15 protein-coding genes are annotated in these 17,099 nt (G+C 31.4%); 13 read left to right on the top strand and 2 right to left on the bottom strand.

Features of this window, described 5'->3' with window-relative positions; translation table 11 throughout:
• Nucleotides 1-146 precede the first annotated feature (146 nt).
• The 12 genes from C4N20_RS02390 to C4N20_RS02335 all read left to right on the top strand — a co-directional run bounded on the left by C4N20_RS02390 (nucleotide 147) and on the right by C4N20_RS02335 (nucleotide 13,877).
• Entirely contained in the window at nucleotides 147-1,772 is a 1,626-nt protein-coding gene (locus C4N20_RS02390; protein ID WP_005981255.1) for a Na/Pi cotransporter family protein, read from the top strand.
• Between the two features lie 149 nt (nucleotides 1,773-1,921).
• The gene (locus C4N20_RS02385; protein ID WP_005981257.1) at nucleotides 1,922-2,719 is read left to right on the top strand and encodes a 5'-nucleotidase, lipoprotein e(P4) family; all 798 of its coding nucleotides are present in this window, start codon (nucleotides 1,922-1,924) and stop codon (nucleotides 2,717-2,719) included.
• Between the two features lies 1 nt (nucleotide 2,720).
• The gene (locus C4N20_RS02380; RefSeq protein ID WP_005981259.1) at nucleotides 2,721-4,061 is read left to right on the top strand and encodes a sigma-54 interaction domain-containing protein; all 1,341 of its coding nucleotides are present in this window, start codon (nucleotides 2,721-2,723) and stop codon (nucleotides 4,059-4,061) included.
• Nucleotides 4,062-4,358: 297 nt separating this feature from the next.
• Nucleotides 4,359-5,639 (top strand): CitMHS family transporter, encoded by a 1,281-nt coding sequence (locus C4N20_RS02375; RefSeq protein WP_005981261.1) that lies wholly within the window; start codon nucleotides 4,359-4,361, stop codon nucleotides 5,637-5,639.
• A gap of 20 nt (nucleotides 5,640-5,659) precedes the next feature.
• Entirely contained in the window at nucleotides 5,660-7,012 is a 1,353-nt protein-coding gene (locus C4N20_RS02370; RefSeq protein WP_005981263.1) for an acyclic terpene utilization AtuA family protein, read from the top strand.
• 1 nt (nucleotide 7,013) lies between these two features.
• A complete protein-coding gene (locus tag C4N20_RS02365) occupies nucleotides 7,014-7,313 on the top strand; it encodes an AtuA-related protein (RefSeq protein ID WP_005981264.1) in 300 nt (99 codons plus the stop codon).
• 466 nt (nucleotides 7,314-7,779) lie between these two features.
• Nucleotides 7,780-8,610 (top strand): hypothetical protein, encoded by an 831-nt coding sequence (locus C4N20_RS02360; protein WP_106878544.1) that lies wholly within the window; start codon nucleotides 7,780-7,782, stop codon nucleotides 8,608-8,610.
• Nucleotides 8,597-9,403: an ATP-binding protein gene (locus tag C4N20_RS02355; RefSeq protein ID WP_106878543.1), complete on the top strand. Its 807-nt coding sequence runs from the start codon at nucleotides 8,597-8,599 to the stop codon at nucleotides 9,401-9,403. Before C4N20_RS02360 ends, C4N20_RS02355 begins: the two co-directional genes overlap by 14 nt.
• 22 nt (nucleotides 9,404-9,425) lie before the next feature.
• Complete coding sequence (locus tag C4N20_RS02350; protein ID WP_106878542.1) at nucleotides 9,426-9,665, top strand: helix-turn-helix domain-containing protein; 240 nt, start codon at nucleotides 9,426-9,428, stop codon at nucleotides 9,663-9,665.
• Nucleotides 9,666-10,059: 394 nt separating this feature from the next.
• A complete protein-coding gene (locus tag C4N20_RS02345) occupies nucleotides 10,060-13,209 on the top strand; it encodes an autotransporter family protein (RefSeq protein WP_005981266.1) in 3,150 nt (1,049 codons plus the stop codon).
• A 118-nt stretch (nucleotides 13,210-13,327) separates the two neighbouring features.
• Complete coding sequence (locus tag C4N20_RS02340) at nucleotides 13,328-13,618, top strand: HU family DNA-binding protein (RefSeq protein ID WP_005981267.1); 291 nt, start codon at nucleotides 13,328-13,330, stop codon at nucleotides 13,616-13,618.
• Entirely contained in the window at nucleotides 13,611-13,877 is a 267-nt protein-coding gene (locus C4N20_RS02335) for an HU family DNA-binding protein (RefSeq protein ID WP_005981268.1), read from the top strand. The genes C4N20_RS02340 and C4N20_RS02335 overlap by 8 nt, the downstream gene beginning before the upstream one ends.
• 53 nt (nucleotides 13,878-13,930) lie before the next feature.
• Here the strand turns inward: C4N20_RS02335 and rpoN are convergent, their stop codons facing one another.
• Together rpoN and pssA are read right to left on the bottom strand one after the other, a co-directional pair.
• On the bottom strand, nucleotides 13,931-15,169 hold the full coding sequence (gene rpoN, locus C4N20_RS02330) for an RNA polymerase factor sigma-54 (RefSeq protein ID WP_005981270.1): 1,239 nt from the start codon (nucleotides 15,167-15,169) through the stop codon (nucleotides 13,931-13,933).
• A gap of 138 nt (nucleotides 15,170-15,307) precedes the next feature.
• Nucleotides 15,308-16,108 carry a CDP-diacylglycerol--serine O-phosphatidyltransferase gene (pssA, locus tag C4N20_RS02325; protein ID WP_005981271.1) on the bottom strand — a complete coding sequence of 267 codons (801 nt, stop codon included), beginning with the start codon at nucleotides 16,106-16,108 and terminating at the stop codon, nucleotides 15,308-15,310.
• 212 nt (nucleotides 16,109-16,320) lie between these two features.
• On the opposite strand from pssA, the gene C4N20_RS02320 reads away from it, so the two are divergent.
• Complete coding sequence (locus C4N20_RS02320) at nucleotides 16,321-17,091, top strand: YlmH family RNA-binding protein (protein ID WP_005981273.1); 771 nt, start codon at nucleotides 16,321-16,323, stop codon at nucleotides 17,089-17,091.
• Nucleotides 17,092-17,099 lie beyond the last annotated feature (8 nt).

The following is a 17,099-nucleotide window of genomic DNA, read 5'->3' as shown; positions in this document are numbered from 1 at the left end:
TATTCTTTTCAAAGCTAGTAAAAATAGTACTTTGAACTTAAATATGATTTTTTTACACAATTTTTACATAGAATTAACAATAGAATAACATTAGAATGATAATATATTTTTCAGTTGAAGATGTTTATTAAAACTTAGGAGGAAGAATGTATTTAGATATCATTTTTAATGTTCTTGGAGGACTGGGAATATTTCTTTATGGAATGGACAATATGTCATCAGGAATGCAGAAATTAGCAGGGCAGAGATTAAAGAAAATACTTGCACTGCTGACAACAAACAGAGTTATGGCAATACTTATGGGAATGGGAGTAACTATGCTTGTTCAGTCCTCATCAGTGAGTACTGTTATGACAATTGGATTCGTAAATGCTTCATTATTAACATTGAAACAAGCTCTAGGAGTAATATTTGGAGCAAACATAGGGACAACAATAACAGGATGGATACTTGTACTTAATATAGGAAAATATGGTCTGCCGATTGTTGGAGCAGGGGCTATATTGTATATGTTCTTAAAAGGAGATAGAGCAAAAACTAAGGCTCTTACTTTTATGGGACTTGGAATGATTTTCTTGGGACTTCAATTAATGAGTAATGGATTGAAGCCTGTAAGAAGTATGCCGGAATTTGTAAGTATGTTTCATATGTTTTCTGCTGATACATATTTTGGAGTAGTAAAAGTTGCAGCTATTGGAGCACTGATTACAGCTATTGTTCAGTCATCATCTGCTACACTGGGAATCACAATAACTCTTGCAGTTCAGGGGCTTATTGATTATCCAACAGCAGTTGCTCTGGTACTTGGAGAAAATGTAGGAACAACTATTACTGCTATACTTGCTACATTAAATGCAAATGTAAATGCTAAAAGAGCTGCCTATGCTCACACTATCATAAATACACTGGGAGTTATATGGGTAACAGCAGTATTTCCATATTATCTGAAATTTCTTTCAAATTTTGGAAGTCCAGAGACTAATATGACTATGGCAATAGCTACAGCTCATACAATGTTTAATGTGGTAAATGTGTTGATCTTTACACCTTTTATAGGAGTTATGGCTGATCTTTTAACTAAAATAGTAAAAGATGATGGGAAGAAAGATGATAGAGTTACTAAGATTGATTTTCTTATGCTTAAAACCCCAAGTGTTGTAGTGGGACAGACAAAAACAGAGATACTTACAATGGGGAAATATATTGAAGAGATGTTTGGGACGCTGGACAATATTTATGTAAACAATGAATTTATCACAGAAGAAAAAGTTGCTCAGATGAGAAAAATAGAAGATGATTTAGATCTCTTCCAGAAAGAAATAACAGATGCCAACTTTGTTATATTGAATAAGAATATAACGGACAAAATGAAAATGGATACAAGAAACAATCTTGAAGTATGTGATGAATATGAAACTATCAGTGATTATCTAATGAGAGTAACTAATTCCCTTAAAAAGCTTCAGGATAATTCTATAAGTCTTACTGATGAAGAAAAAAGTACATTGAAGGAATTTAATGAAGATACAAGAGAACTGTTTAGAAATGTAAATACAGCTTATGCTTTAAAAAATAGAGATATACTTATGAAAGCAATAACTAAAGCTAACAAAATAACTGAAAAATACAGGAAAGCAAAGCAGGTACATCTTCAAGATGGTGGACAGGAAAATCCAATAGCTATGCTTACTACAAGTTATATGGATATTTTAAATCATTACAGAAGAGTAAGAGATCATATTTTTAATATAATAGAAGTATATAGTATTTAGAAAAATAAATTTTGATATACAGAATGACTTAAAGTAAAATTTAGCTTTCAGTCATTCTTTTTTATTAGGAATAAAAAAATGTATTCTTGAAATAATAGATTCTTATAGTATAATTGATATAGAAAATATATAAAAATGGGGGCATAAAATTGAAAAAAATAATTTTGGGTCTATTTATAATTACAAGTCTTTTATTTGGAAAAGAATTAAAAGATAATATGAATGGAAAGCTTACTGACCAAATGGTGCTTGCTACTCTTTGGATGCAGAAATCAGGAGAATACAGAGCATTAGTATATCAGACTTTTAATACAGCAAAATTATCTTTTGATAATACAAAAACAAAAGATGGAAAGAAAAAGGCAGTGGTTTCTGATCTTGATGAAACATTGATAGATAATGGAAAAATGGCAGGATGGCAGATAGAAAATGGAGTGACATACAGTTCAGATGCATGGCACAAATGGGCTCAAGCTAGAGAAGCAGAAGCTATCCCTGGAGCTGTAGAATTTTCAAAATATGTAAATGAAAATGGTGGGAAAATGTTTTATATATCTAATCGTTCTCACAAGGAATTCGATGCTATAAAGGAAAATCTAATAGCTTTAGGATTTCCAGAAGTTACTGAGGAAACACTTTTATTGGAAAAAGATACCTCAGATAAAGCAGAAAGAAGAGATCAGATAGAAAAAAATGGGTATGAAATAGTAATGCTTCTTGGAGATAATCTAGATGATTTCGATTCTGAAGTTAGGAAAAAAGATAATGATGAAAGAATAAAACATGTGGATAAAAATAAAGATAAATATGGAGTTAAATATATAGTTCTTCCTAACCCAATGTATGGAGACTGGGAGGGAGGCTTGTGTAATGATTATTGGAAAAAAACTCCAGAGGAAAAACTTAAATTGAGACATGAAAGTTTGAAAATGTGGAATGGAGAATAATATGATAAAAATAACAGGACATGCAAAACTTATATTTGATTCACTTTATGACGGAATACTAATAGTAGATAAAGAAGGGGTAGTGAGATATATAAACCCTGCATATACAAGAATAACAAAAGTAGAAGAGAAAAATATAATAGGGAGATATCTTTCTGAAGTTCGTCCTGGAAGCCGTCTTACTGATGTTGTAAAAGATGAAAAAATGGAACTGGGAGCTCATAGAAAGATGGGAGATGTAGAATATCTTGTAAATATGGTCCCTATCTATGAAGACGGAAAAGTCATAGGAGGAATATCCCTTCTTAATGAATTGATAGATATTTATAAGCTTACAGAAAAACTTAATCTTTCAAAAATAATAATTCAAAATCTAAAGGAACATGTAAAAACATTAGGAAATGGAAAGTACAGCTTTGATGATATTATAACTGTAGATGAAAAAAGTATAGAAGTAAAAGAGTTTGCGAAAAGGATAGCTCTGGCTGATTCTAACGTGCTGATAACAGGAGAAAGCGGAACAGGAAAAGAACTTTATGCAAGTGCTATACATAATTTCAGTGCAAGAAAAGATTTTCCATTTATTCCAGTAAACTGTGCTTCATTTGAGAAAAACCTAATAGAGAGTGAGCTTTTCGGTTATGAAGAGGGATCTTTTACAGGAGCAAAGAAAAATGGAAAGACTGGATTATTCCAGCTTGCTCAGGGAGGAACTCTGTTTTTAGATGAGATAGGGGAGCTTGAATATGGTTTGCAGGGTAAACTTCTTAGAGTACTTCAGGAAAAAAGCATAAGAAAAATTGGTGGCTCTAAAGAAATACCAATAGATGTGAGGCTTATTTGTGCTACTAATAAAAATCTGGAGCAAATGATAGAAGAGAATACTTTTAGAAGAGACCTCTATTATAGAATTGCAATAATGCCTATGTCTATCCCGCCATTGAGAGAGAAAAAAAACGATATAAAGGCAATAGCAGAAAAATTTCTTAGTGATCTTTCAATGAAGTACAGAAAGGAAGTAAGGCTAAATGGAAATGCTTTAAAAGTACTGAAAGAATATGATTGGCCGGGAAATATCAGGGAATTAAAAAATATTATTGAATTTACATTTAGCATGGCTGAAGGAAATGAAATTAAAGCTGAGCATCTTCCAATAAATATGAAGAATAATATAAATGAGAATGAAAATATTCTTCCTCTTAGTGAAATAGTAAGAGAAGCAGAACAGAACTACTTGAAAAAAGTAATAGAAATATATGGCGACAGTGTAGAAGGAAAGAAAAAAGCAGCTAAAGCTTTGAATATCTCTCTGGCTACATTATATAATAAACTTGAAAGATAGTATTTTTTTCTAAAAAATTAGAAACGGAACATTAGTTGTTTCTAAAAAATTAGAAAGTTATATTGAAGAATCATATAAATGTAAAATTATCGATCTGAGTGAAATAAAATTATTCACTCAGATTTTTATTTCTAAAAAATTAGAAATTTTTTATCGTAAAATTTAGTAAAAATTTTGTGATCCCTGATAAATTGGGGAAAGTAAAAAAATATTTACTATGGCATAAGATTTGCTTTATATTTTATCAAAAGAAATGTCAGATGAAAATAAATATTAAATAAAACAAGGGAGGAAAATATGGTAGCGGCTTTAGGATTTATAACAATCATTGTACTATTGGCAGTAATTATGTTGAAGAAAATGTCTCCATTAGTAGCACTTATATCTGTGCCAGTAATAACAGCACTTATAGGAGGACATGGGTTAAATATTGGAAAATACATTAATGATGGGGTAAAATCAATAGCTCCAACTGGAACTATGTTTATCTTTGCGATTTTATTCTTCGGTATCCTTACAGATGCAGGAACTTTCCAGCCGATAATTGATCAGATACTAAAAATTGTTGGTAAAGATCCAATAAAGATAGCAATAGGAACAGCAATATTAGCTATGATAGTACATCTTGATGGATCAGGAGCAGTAACATTTCTAGTAACAGTTCCAGCAATGCTTCCTTTATATGAAGCTTTGGGAATGAGAAAAACTACTCTTGCTACAATAGTAGCTTTAGGGGCAGGGGTAATGAATATTCTTCCATGGGGAGGACCTACTATCAGAGCAGCAACTTCTTTAAAAATACCAGTAACAGAACTTTTTAATCCTTTACTTATACCTGTTTTAGCAGGAATATTATTTGTTCTTTTTGTAGCTTTTAAATTAGGAAGAGATGAAAAGATTAGAATTGGAAATATAGAAGATATAAACATTGATACAAATAATCTAGGAGAAAAGAAAGAGAGCAGAAACTTTATTGTAAATATTTTAACAATAATAGTAGCAATAGTAGTTCTTGTATCAGGAAAGTTATCACCAACAGTAGTATTTATGATTGCTTTCTGTATATCAATAGTAATAAACTTCCCTTCTGTAAAAGAGCAGAAAGAAAGAGTGGATGCTCATGCAAAAGCAGCTCTTATGATGGCAAGTATATTATTTGCAGCAGGTGCATTTATTGGAATCATGCAAAAATCAGGAATGATAACAGAGATGTCTACAGTTATAGTAAAAACAATTCCTCAATCGTTAGGAAGCTATATGGCAGTTATTACAGGAGTAATAAGTATGCCGGCAAGTTTGCTATTTGACCCAGATTCATTCTACTTTGGAGTAATGCCGGTTCTTGCAACTACAGCTCAGGAATTTGGAAGTTCAGCAATAGCAGTTGGTAGAGCAGCTATATTAGGACAAATGACAACTGGATTCCCAGTAAGTCCACTTACAGCTTCAACTTTCCTTTTAGTTGGATTGACAGGGGTAGAACTTGGAGAACATCAGAAAAAAACAATACCATATGCGTTTTTAACTACAATAGTGATGCTTATAGTAGCAATAGTAACAGGTGCTTTATATAGATAATTAATTTTCAGGAGGTTAAAATGAAAAAAGTAAGAATAGGTTCAGGAGCAGGTTATGCTGGAGACAGAATAGAGCCAGCTGTAGATTTAATGCTCAATGGAAATATCGACTACATAGTTTTTGAGTGTCTTGCAGAAAGAACAATAGCAATAGCTCAACAGGAAAAATTAAAAGATCCAAATAAGGGATATAATGGTCTGCTTGAATATAGATTTGAAAAAATACTTCCTATATGCTCAGAGAAAAAAATAAAAGTAATAACTAACATGGGAGCAGCTAACCCATTAAGTGCCATCAAAAAAATTAAATCAATGGCAGAATCTATGGGAATAAAAAATCTTAAATTAGCAGCAGTGCTTGGTGATGATATATCTGAACATCTTGGAAAATATCTTGATCGTGATATATTGGAATTAGGTATGCCTTTAAAAAATATAGAAGATAAATTAATATCTGCAAATGTATATTTAGGTGCTGATGGAATAGTAGAAGCATTGAAAAACGGAGCAGATATAGTGGTTACAGGTCGTTGTGCAGACCCAGCAATATTTATGGCTCCATTGATTTATGAATTTGGCTGGGATGTAAATGATGCTGATTTAATTGGAAAAGGTATCATGATAGGACATCTTCTTGAATGTGGAGCTCAGGTATGCGGAGGATATTTTGCAGTACCTGGATATAACGAAGTAAAAGATTTATGGAATGTAGGTTTCCCAATTGCTGAAGTAAGTGAAAACGGGGAAGTAGTAATTACAAAAACTGAAACAACTGGTGGACTTGTAACTACTCATACATGTAAAGAGCAGCTTATATACGAAATTCATGACCCAGCAAATTACTTAACTCCTGATGGAGTAGCAGATTTTACAACTATTTCATTGAAAGAAATTGGAGAAGATAAAGTATTATTAACTGGAGCAACAGGAAAAGAAAAACCAAAAACTTTAAAAGTAAGTATAGGATACAGAGACTGCTTTATAGGAGATGCTGGAATTAGTTTTGGAGGTTCAACTGCCTATGCCAAAGCAGCTCTTGCAGGAGAAGTAGTTAAGAAAAGATTAGAGTATACAGGGGTAAAATTTGAAGAATTGAAAATAGATCTTTTAGGAGTTAATTCTCTTTATGGAGATGCTATTGGAAGAAAATTATGTGATCCATCTACTTTAGGTGAAGTAAGATTGAGAGTAGCAGGAAGAACAACAAATAAAGCAGAAGCAACTAAAATAGTAAATGAAGTAGAAACTCTTTATACTAATGGACCATCTGGTGGTGGAGGAGTAACTAAGAGCGTAAGTGAAGTAGTTTCAATATGTTCTATATTTGTTCCTAGAGAAGATATCAAAGTCGAAGTTATGTATGAGGAGGTTTAAAATGAAATTATTAGATATAGCTCATTCAAGAACAGGGGATAAAGGAAATATTTCAAATATTTCTCTTATAGTTTATGATGAAAAAGATTATGAATTAATTCGTGAAAAAGTAACTGCTGAGAAAGTAAAAGAATATTTTAAAGATATTGTACATGGAGAAGTAGTTAGATATGAAATACCAAATTTGGGGGCTTTAAACTTTGTCATGGACGAAGCTTTAGGCGGGGGAGTAACAAGATCACTAGCTTTGGATAAACATGGTAAAAGTTTATCTTCAGCTCTGCTAGAGATGGAAATCTAAAACAAGCTATATAAAAACACAGGGGTAAAAAAAGAGTGCAGTGTAAACTGCGCTCTTTTTTTTCAAAATAATATAGAGTAAATCCATGTAAATAAAAAAATCATCACCCGTGAGGTAATTTTACCTTGTGGGTGATTTTTTGTTTTGGTAGTTTATTTCTTGAAATTGTGATAAAAATGATGAACTTTTTGAAATGAAAAAAATAAAAAAATTTTATTAAAAAAATGCCTTGAAAAACACTAAAAGAATAAATTGATTAAGAGCGATGTTAGAAGAATTTTAAGAATTTTTTTATTTGTGTCTTTATTCCAGATTTTATTTTTTTGATATACAAAAATAGAATGTTATGCTAGTATATGAATCGTTATATTTATAAAAATTTTAAATAGCTTTAAAAAATATTAAAAAAAAGGTATTAGATATAAATAAGTTAGTATATATTACTATGAAATTAAAGGAGTGAACAATGGAGAACAAAAGAAACACAAAGAATCAACCATTCTGCTGGCAGGAAAAAAAGATACTGCGATTATTGAGATGTCAGTATGAGGGAAAGGAACATGACAAGCTTAGAAATCTGTATTTAACTCTTACTGAAATCTACAGTGATTTTAATGGGAGAGATATCAAATACTACACTCAAACAATAGCCAAATATAGTAGTTTAAGCAAGGATTGGATTCCTAAAGGATTAAAAATATTTGAAAAGTTAAAAGTGATACAGCTGGTGGAGGAAAGAAGCAAGGGAAAGTTTAAAGGGAAAAGATTAATATTCACTCCTGAAAATATCATTCCTGATAAAACCATTACTGAATTTTTAGAGCCATCAGAAGATAGTTCTTATTTAGAAGATATTAAAAGAGTAAAAGATATAAATAATACACACACAGGGGAAGAGGAAAAAGAAAAACTTAGCGATGCACCTATGGAGATACAGGACATATTAAAAAAATATAAGGAGCTGGGACTTCCAGAGTATAACTATCGCCCAGACAACTATGTACTCTTGGGAGTGTGGAGAGAACTTGGCGCTGTAAAACTTTTTGAAGCACTGACACTAATGTCAAAGTCAGAGTTTGTTAAAAACAATATGAGCATCAACAGCATATTCAAGATAGAGAACCTAAAGAAAGCCTTGAATGGAAACTTTAAGGACAAAGAACAAAAGAGCAAAGAGAAAAAGGAATCTAAGAAAAAATTCGTGAGACCGGTATATGAGGATTCTACAGGGAACTTTATCAAGGAGCTTTTAAATAAAATAGCAAAAGAGGATGGAATTGAAGATGAAGAAGTGTGAATACTGCGGAAAAGAATATGTGAAGAATGAGAGTGATTATCTTAAAAACCTTTCTGAAACTTTTAGAAAAAATTTAGAGTATCTTCCAACATGCGACTGTCTGGAAAAGAAAAAAGAAAGAGAACTGGAAGAGTTGGAAAGAAAAAGAACCAGAGAAAATATAGAGAAAAAAATGCAGAAATGCAAGGATATCTCTGTAATAGACAAGAGATTTCAAAACAGCAGATTTGAAAATGCTGATATAAAATGCGAACAAATGCAGCTGGCACAGCAGTATGTAAAAAGCTTTATGAAAAAAGAGAAGCAGGAAGGACTGCTGTTCTATGGTGGGGTGGGAACAGGAAAGACTTTCACCACTGCCTGTATAGCAAACTACCTCATGGAGAGAGGAAAGACAGTACTGGTAATGAATCTGGGGCTGTATCTTAATAAGCTCACAATAGAGTGGGGAGCAGCTGAAAGAGATATTCTGGAGCAGGTGGAAAAATGCGATCTTCTGATGATAGATGATTTTGGTGGAGAAAAGGGGCTGGATAAAAATCAAACTGGGTGGAGAGGAGAAAAAATATATAATCTCATAGACGCAAGATACAGAAGTGAAAAACCTTTGATAATATCTACAAATTTGAATTTCAGCAAAGATGAGGAAAAGTGCGAGATAAGCGAGAAGTTTTCAAGTCATGGACAGAACAGAATAAGAGACAGGATAATTGACATGTGCTTTCCTGTACAGGTAACAGGGAAGAGCAAAAGAGGGATGACAAAGCAGAAGTTTTTTGAATTTATGTATTAAAACTAAAAAGGGAGACTGATGTATGGAGAGAGAAGAATATATTTTTAAAAAACTTGGAAATCTATCCCCAATGAATAAAACTTTAGCAGATGAAATAGTAAAAGAGCTGGGAGAATGGGCAACAATAAACGAAGTGGCAAAGTATTTTAAAAAGCATAAAAATACTATTTACAACAAAGTAGAAGAGGGAGACATTCTCCACAGAAAAATGGGAACAAGTATTTTAATCTACACAAGGAGCTTGATTTTTTTACTGGAATAAATTTAAATCTACAAAAAAAAGAATAAAATAAAAAAAATCCTCAGTATAGATTTACTGGAGACTTTCAAATTTAAAGACAGTTTAAAAGAGTTCTCTTTTATATACAAATGCGAACACTTTTATTTTTGTTGTACCAAAATTTTCTTTAACTCATAATTTGTTGCCATATACTTACATTGTAGATGATACATTATTTCGATAAAAAAGTCAATATCTTAATTTAAATAATATTCTCTAAAATTAATAAACAGACTACTGTTCGCAAAAGTATATAAATGCGAACAGTAGAAAAGTGCTCTAAAGTTTATAAAGTTAAAACATATGAATCAAGGATATTTCTACACTGAGAGCTATATTTAGTAAAATTATGAATGAATATTTTGGGGAGGGAAAGATGATAGAAAAGATTATGAAGGCTGTAAAAAGCGGCAACAAAAAAAGGGGAAGAAATATTACAGTAGGAGCAGTAGTGGGAATGCTTCTCTCTTGTACAGTTGTAATGGGGGCAACAGAAGATCCAAAAGCAACAGAATTAGAAATAACAAAAGATACTAGTGGTAATATACAATTTAAAGATAAAGCTGAAACTTCATTTACACCGGGACTTGAAGGGGATCCATATCCTGATAATAACTGGAATGCTGGTACAAATACATATACAAATAATTCTGTAATTTCTGGAGAAAGTACAGTTGAGAATCCTACTTCTGGTGTTTATGAAGCTACACTAAAAGTGACTGCTCCAGAAATAAACCTAGTAAATAACGGAGTGATAGAAAATGTGATAACTATAATTAGTAATCCTCAATATAAGAGTATTTATGGTTATGGAATAAGTGTGGTAAACTTAGCAGGAGAACTAACAAATAATGGAGAAATAACTGCTTATAGTAATTCTGGTTATGGAATATATATAACTTCAGGCTTCGATGGAAATCTAACAAATAATGGAGAAATAACTGCTTATAGTACTTCTTCTGGTGGTAATGGTTATGGAATATATGTAACTTCAGACTTAGATGGAAATCTAACAAATAATGGAAAAATAACTACTTCTGGTAGTAATGTTGGTCTTAGTTATGGAATATGTGTAACTTCTTCAAACTTAAATGGTAATCTAACAAATAATGGGGCAATAACTAGTAATGGTTCTTCTAGTTATAGTTATGGAATACGTCTATATGATAAGTCATCTTCGAACCATTCAAATATAACAAATGCAGGAATTATATATGGTTCAACTAATGCTATAAATATTAAGTCTGGAACATTAAAAGATCTATATAACTATGGACTTCTTGTAACTAGTGGAGATAAAGTAATAGATGGAACAGTTACTAATCCCAAAAACTATGGACTTGCTTTTAAAGATGTAAGTGGAACTTATTCAGCTACTGATGATGATTTTTCAAAATTTGGAACAATTTCTACAGAGGGGGAATATACAGTAATAAATGCTAAAGCTAAAAATGACAATAAGGATAATATAGGAGGAACTAAAAGTTTAACTTTGGAAGAGGGAAAGCTATATTCTGATGCTGATGATATTGTTGGCAGTGAAATAAGTGATTTTTCTTCAGACAAACAATATGTTTTAAACGGAATAGAGAATACTTTAAAAGTTTCTGGAGAGAACAATAAATTAAATAACAGTAGAGTTAATGCTTATGAGACAGCAGTTGTAATGGATCAAGGAATGTCAATACTTACTCTTGATAATACAGTAGTAAATGGAGGAGTTGCAGATGGTAGTACAGCAATAAGTATAACTGAAGATGGAAGTACTCTTACTTTAAAAGGAGATTCTATTATAAATAGTGCCGATACAGCTATAATGATAACAGGTAACAACAATGCTGTTACTTTAGAGGGAAATGCAATAGTCAATGGAAAGATGGAATCTAATGGAAATAATATTCTTAATCTTTATGGAAAAGCTGATGGAAGTATGAATATGCTTCATGATATATCTGGTTTTACTGATATAAGTATAGACAATAATGTAACATTCTTTGAAGATATGAAAGTAACAGGAACAAATGTAGTTACAGTGGAGAAAACAGGAGTGCTAAGCCTTAGATTAAAGAAAGATGGAGATTTATCACCAGCAGCTATTGTTTCATCGACTTCAATACCTATAGCAACTCATGCTTTTTCAGGAACTGATAGAATGACAATAGAGGGAATCTCTCCAGAAGAATCAGGAACTTTGAATTTCATAACAAATGGGATAGGAAAAGAAATATTAGTTGATATGGAGAATATAAAACTTAATAATATGAAAATCAAGACAAATTCTATTATAGATAAGGTAGACCTTGATAAGTATGAAGATTACATATATTTAGGAGCAGGTTCAGATTTAGATGGAATTGTAAATCCTAAAGTAAATAAATACAATTCTTTAAATAAGATATATAAGAGTATTTACAATAGTACAGATGAAAAAAATCTTGATGGGTTAAGAGATATATTAGGTATGACTTTCCTTGGGAAAAATTACGACTACAATAGTTCTTCTGAAGAAGACCAGTTAAAAATTCTTTTAAGCTACTTAAATGATATATACACAGGAACTCCTTACTCATATAGTTCAGAGTTATCAAGAAAATCAATGGGAATGTTCAGAGATATAGTAACAGAAAATGAATTCAGACCAAATCAAGATAAATGGCTGATAATGGGTGGGTTAACTCACGCTGATGGAGGAACTAAAGATACATACTATGGACAGAATTATCATGAAATAGATGGAGGAACAGCAGAGACGAGCGCAGATATGAAACTTACTGGAGCATACATGCTGGCTAAATATGGATATTCAGAAAATCTTTCTCTAGGTCTAACACTTGGAGGAAATAAAAGTGAAGCTGAAATGTCTACATCTAAAGTAAAAGGAAACAGCGGATATCTTGGTGCATTTGCTGAAAACTACAGAGGAAACCTAACATTAAAAGCAGGAGCAGGAGTACAATATTCAGAATATGATGCAGACAGAAGAACATTAGGAAATGCCTACAATGATAAATATTCAGATATAGCTTATGACATTTACTTAAATGGAAGATACTCACATCAAGTAGGAGACAACTTATTCCTAGAACCATACGCAACTCTATCATACACATATGTAGACCAAGATGGAGCTAATGAGGGAAATAAAACTTTAGCTATTGAGACAGATTCAAAATCATTTGACTACACTGTGGGAAAAGTAGGAGTAGACTTGAAGAAAGTTATTCCACATGAAAAAGGTAAGAGTACTTTAACTGCTGGTGTAAGTTATACTAAGATACTTGATGGAGCTGATGAGGAGCACATCACAGGAAGATTTAAAGGTGGATCAGACTTTGATATCTTAGTAGCTCATAAGAATGAACACAGCATAGGATTAAATGCTAAATATGCTCTTGAACTGGAAAACGGAGTAATCTTTGATGTAAAGGGAACTTATTCTGTAGAAAGAGATTCTCATAACGGTTCTGCTAAAAACAAAACTAAAGGTGAATGGATAGTTGGAGCAGGACTAGGTTACAAGTTTTAACAGCAATTAAAATTTTTGACTGCTTAATTACTAAGAAATTATTCTAAATTAAAAAAGAAGGACTGGTTAAAAGTAGCCAGTCTTTCGCTTAAAAAATATAATACTTAAAGGGGAAAATATGACAGAAGGGGAGTTTATAAGATTTTACAAGAAGAGAAATAATTCTAAAAGCCATAAAGAAGTCAGAGAAAAGATAGATTTATTCTGGAATGTACTGCTGAAAGCTTTAGATGAAGATAAAAAAGTAATATTCAAAAACTGGGGAGTATTTGAAAAAAGAGAGAGAAAAGTCAGAAAAATACTGGTGCCAATGTGGGAGGAAGCAGGTTATACCAAGCCTAAAGAGGTAGTAAAATTCAGAGCAGGAAAGAGCCTCATAGAAATAGCTAATGGTGATACAGATGAATAGAAGAGAAATGGCAAAGCTATACAGTGAAATGAGCCCAGATAGACTATCAATAATCAAATCAGAAGATGAGATAGAAGAATTTCTTGAAACAGTGAAAGAAGCAATAGTCTTAGATAGAGAGGTAAAATTTCCAAGAAGAGGAATATTTGAAATACTCACAAGAAAGCCAAGAGTAGTAGCTAATCCTGTAACAAAAGAGCAGATGACGATTTATCCCAAGAAAATAATAAAATTCAGAGCATCTAAAAAAATGAAATAATTGAAGAGATAATACTAAAAAGAACTATCCGTCATAAACAGATAGTTCTTTTGTTATTTTCTCTTTCTTTCTCTGGTAGAAGCGATTCCAAGTTCTTCTCTATACTTAGCTATTGTTCTTCTAGCTACATTACAGCCATTATTTTTAAAATACAGAGATATTTTTTCATCTGAGAGAGGAGAAGTTTTATCTTCTGATTTTACAAGGTCCTCAATAGTCTTTTTTATTTCAAGACACTCTGAATTTAGTAAAAATAAAGATTTTATAGCAATCATTCCCTGAGGAGTTTCTATAAATTTATCTCTTACAGTTCTGGAAATAGTAGACTCATGAAGATTTAATTCCTTTGCAATATCTTTCAGAGTCAAAGTCTGTAGAAAATCCTTTCCTTTAAAAAAGAAATCCTTCTGCTTTATTATAAGCTGATTTAAAACTCTTTCAAGAGTGATATATCTTTTCTCAATACTTTTAATCAGGTTTATAGCTGTATACATATTATTTTTATCAGCTAATGAATTTGTAGATTCATATGAGCTGCTTATTTTAATTTTGGGGATAGCCTCTTCATTTAATATAACTACTAATTCATCATCAACTATTTCTATTTTAGCTTCTGGGACAACATAGTTTGTCTTATTCCCAACAAAGTATCCTCTGGCAGGAATAGGCTCTAATGTCTTGATAATATCAAGATAGTCTTCTATTTGTTCAACAGAGATATTTAATTTTTCACTTATAAGGGAGTAATTTCTGTCTCCAAGTTCTTCCAGAAAATCATCTATAAGGTAAAAAAGCTTTTCATCTGTAATATTTTTTGCCATAAGCTGTATTTTTAGATTTTCCTTTAGATTTTCAGCTCCAATACCAGTCGGTTCTAAAGAATAGATGATGTCCATAGCTTCTTTCATTTGAGCTGTAGAAGCTTTCAAAACCTTTTTTATCTCTAGTTTAGACATAGAAAGATAGCCTCTGTCATCTAAATTATTTATTACATATTCACATATAGACTTTATTTTAGGTGAAATTTTTAAGTATCCAAGTTGTTCCTCTAAGAAATCAATCAAAGTTTTTTCTTCAATGATAAAGTCAAAAGGAGAGGGAGTTTCTTCATCAGAACTATATTTAGATGAAGGAGCAGAGTATGTAACTTCCAGCATTGGATTTTTCATTGCTTCCTTCTCAATAAAATCTTTTAAATTAGATGAAGACATTTGAAGTATATTCATAGAAATTTTCATTTCCTGTGTTAAAGAAAGCTTCATTTCCTGTTTTAACTTTAATGTAAAATCCAAAATAAACCACCTCTTTTTTTTAGCCTTGTGTATATGATACCATATATTTGAAAAAATAAGAAATATATTTAATTCTAAACAAAAAGGACAGATTTGATATTATCAATCTGCCCATTCTTTATATTTTTAAATATACTTTTATTTATTTTCCTCTTCTGAATCTTTTTCTTCAGGATCCTCTTCTTCCATAACTTCTATTATCTCTTCTATTTCATCATTGTCATCAGCTGGATTTTCTGATCCAAAGAATCTCTTTGTAACGTGAGACATGATATTAATAAGAACATAAGCATAAGTTACTATGAATAAGCTTATAGGAAGTGTAACAACTACCAAAATTATGAAAGCACCAGCAAATTTCTTTGGAATAAAAGGAAAAGCTTTGTCTGGAGTTTTAAATTTCATAGTACTAACCATAAGTACAGCAGCAATTACAGTAATAGCCATAAGAGCATCTATATTAAACAGGTCGATACCTAAATGTTTGTTTACCATATAACAGAAAAGAAAATAAGAACAAACCATAGAAGCTGCACTTGGAATAGGCATTCCGCTGAAATCACCTTTTTCACTTGAAGCTACTGTGATAATGTTGAATTTTACAAGTCTCATTACTCCACATAGAGCATATAAAAATGAAACTGGAACTATAAATGGGCTGGCTGCAATTTTTTGAGTCAATATAGAATAAACTAAAAGACTTGGAGCAAGACCGAAGGAAACTGCATCACAAAAGGAATCAAATTCCTTACCAAATTCACTAAAAGCATCTAATTTTCTTGCTGTTTTTCCGTCTAATCCATCACAAACCATAGCCAATATAATAAAGACTATAGCACGTATAAATTCACCTTTAATTGATGCTGTGATACTTAAATAACCTAGAAATAAACCAGCAGCAGTGATTGCGTTAGGTGCTATATACTTTCTTTTTACCATTTTAATTTTCATCTCCTTAATGTTGAAAAATATTCATTTAATTTTAGCATAAAAAAAACAAATTTTCAATCTAATGTTGAATACAAGCATCTGAAGTAGTAGAATATCCTTTGCTTTGTACACTGAATAAAAAACTTTTTTTAGGTATTCCCTTTCTGAATAAAATCAGATAAAATCATATAGTAGATAAAATTATAAAAAGGAGAAAAACTTTGGACAGAAAAAAATTTCAATCAGCATTTCCTGATACAGATGAATTTTTAGTTGGGGCAATATGCGATGATATAGAGCTTTGTGAAGAAATAGACTACCCAGTATACAGCAGATACTTTTATCCTCCTAATTTCTGGAGCAGATTGGAGAATCTAAATATAGGAGTAAAATTTTCTTTTATGGGTATTAATGACAGTTGTGAAAAGAAGATGATAGGTGTATATCCTAAAAATTTTGATCTGGAGATGCTGAATTTTCCAGTTAAATATTTTAAAATAGCTAATGGTTCTAAGTTTAAAGAGCTGGAACATAAACATTATCTTGGAAGTATCATGTCTTTGGGATTGAAAAGAGAAATATTAGGAGATTTGATTGTAAAAGAGGGGATATGTTATGGTATAATAAATGAAGAATTATTTATGTTTTTAAAGGAAAACCTTAAGATGATAGGTAAAATTCCTGTAGAAGCTGAAGAGATAACCTCTGGGGATATTCCAGAAACAGAATTCAAGGAGTTGGTAGAAAGTATAGCCTCTTTAAGGCTGGATGTAGTAACAGCAGCTTTAGGAAATTTTTCCAGAAACAATGCAATAGAAGCTTTAGAATCTGGAGATGTAGCATTGAACTACAATACTGATAAAGATAAGAGTAGATTGGTAAAGGAAAAAGATATTATCTCTATAAGGAGAAAAGGAAAGTTTTTGATTGATTCTGTTTTAGGTGAGAGTAAAAAAGGAAAAATAAGGGTACTGATAAAAAAATTCAGCTAAGGAGTTGA

The organism is Fusobacterium ulcerans, from assembly GCF_003019675.1.
GTDB lineage: Bacteria > Fusobacteriota > Fusobacteriia > Fusobacteriales > Fusobacteriaceae > Fusobacterium_A > Fusobacterium_A ulcerans.
Note: the sequence above shows the minus strand (reverse complement) of the source record. Positions and strands in the feature narration are given on the sequence as shown.

Coding starts and splice junctions, on each gene's coding strand:
- C4N20_RS02390 (WP_005981255.1), top strand. CDS start 147: ATGTATTTAGATATCATTTTTAATGTTCTTGGAGGACTGGGAATATTT.
- C4N20_RS02380 (WP_005981259.1), top strand. CDS start 2,721: ATGATAAAAATAACAGGACATGCAAAACTTATATTTGATTCACTTTAT.
- C4N20_RS02375 (WP_005981261.1), top strand. CDS start 4,359: ATGGTAGCGGCTTTAGGATTTATAACAATCATTGTACTATTGGCAGTA.
- C4N20_RS02370 (WP_005981263.1), top strand. CDS start 5,660: ATGAAAAAAGTAAGAATAGGTTCAGGAGCAGGTTATGCTGGAGACAGA.
- C4N20_RS02365 (WP_005981264.1), top strand. CDS start 7,014: ATGAAATTATTAGATATAGCTCATTCAAGAACAGGGGATAAAGGAAAT.
- C4N20_RS02360 (WP_106878544.1), top strand. CDS start 7,780: ATGGAGAACAAAAGAAACACAAAGAATCAACCATTCTGCTGGCAGGAA.
- C4N20_RS02355 (WP_106878543.1), top strand. CDS start 8,597: ATGAAGAAGTGTGAATACTGCGGAAAAGAATATGTGAAGAATGAGAGT.
- C4N20_RS02350 (WP_106878542.1), top strand. CDS start 9,426: ATGGAGAGAGAAGAATATATTTTTAAAAAACTTGGAAATCTATCCCCA.
- C4N20_RS02345 (WP_005981266.1), top strand. CDS start 10,060: ATGATAGAAAAGATTATGAAGGCTGTAAAAAGCGGCAACAAAAAAAGG.
- C4N20_RS02340 (WP_005981267.1), top strand. CDS start 13,328: ATGACAGAAGGGGAGTTTATAAGATTTTACAAGAAGAGAAATAATTCT.
- C4N20_RS02335 (WP_005981268.1), top strand. CDS start 13,611: ATGAATAGAAGAGAAATGGCAAAGCTATACAGTGAAATGAGCCCAGAT.
- pssA (WP_005981271.1), bottom strand. CDS start 16,108: ATGGTAAAAAGAAAGTATATAGCACCTAACGCAATCACTGCTGCTGGT.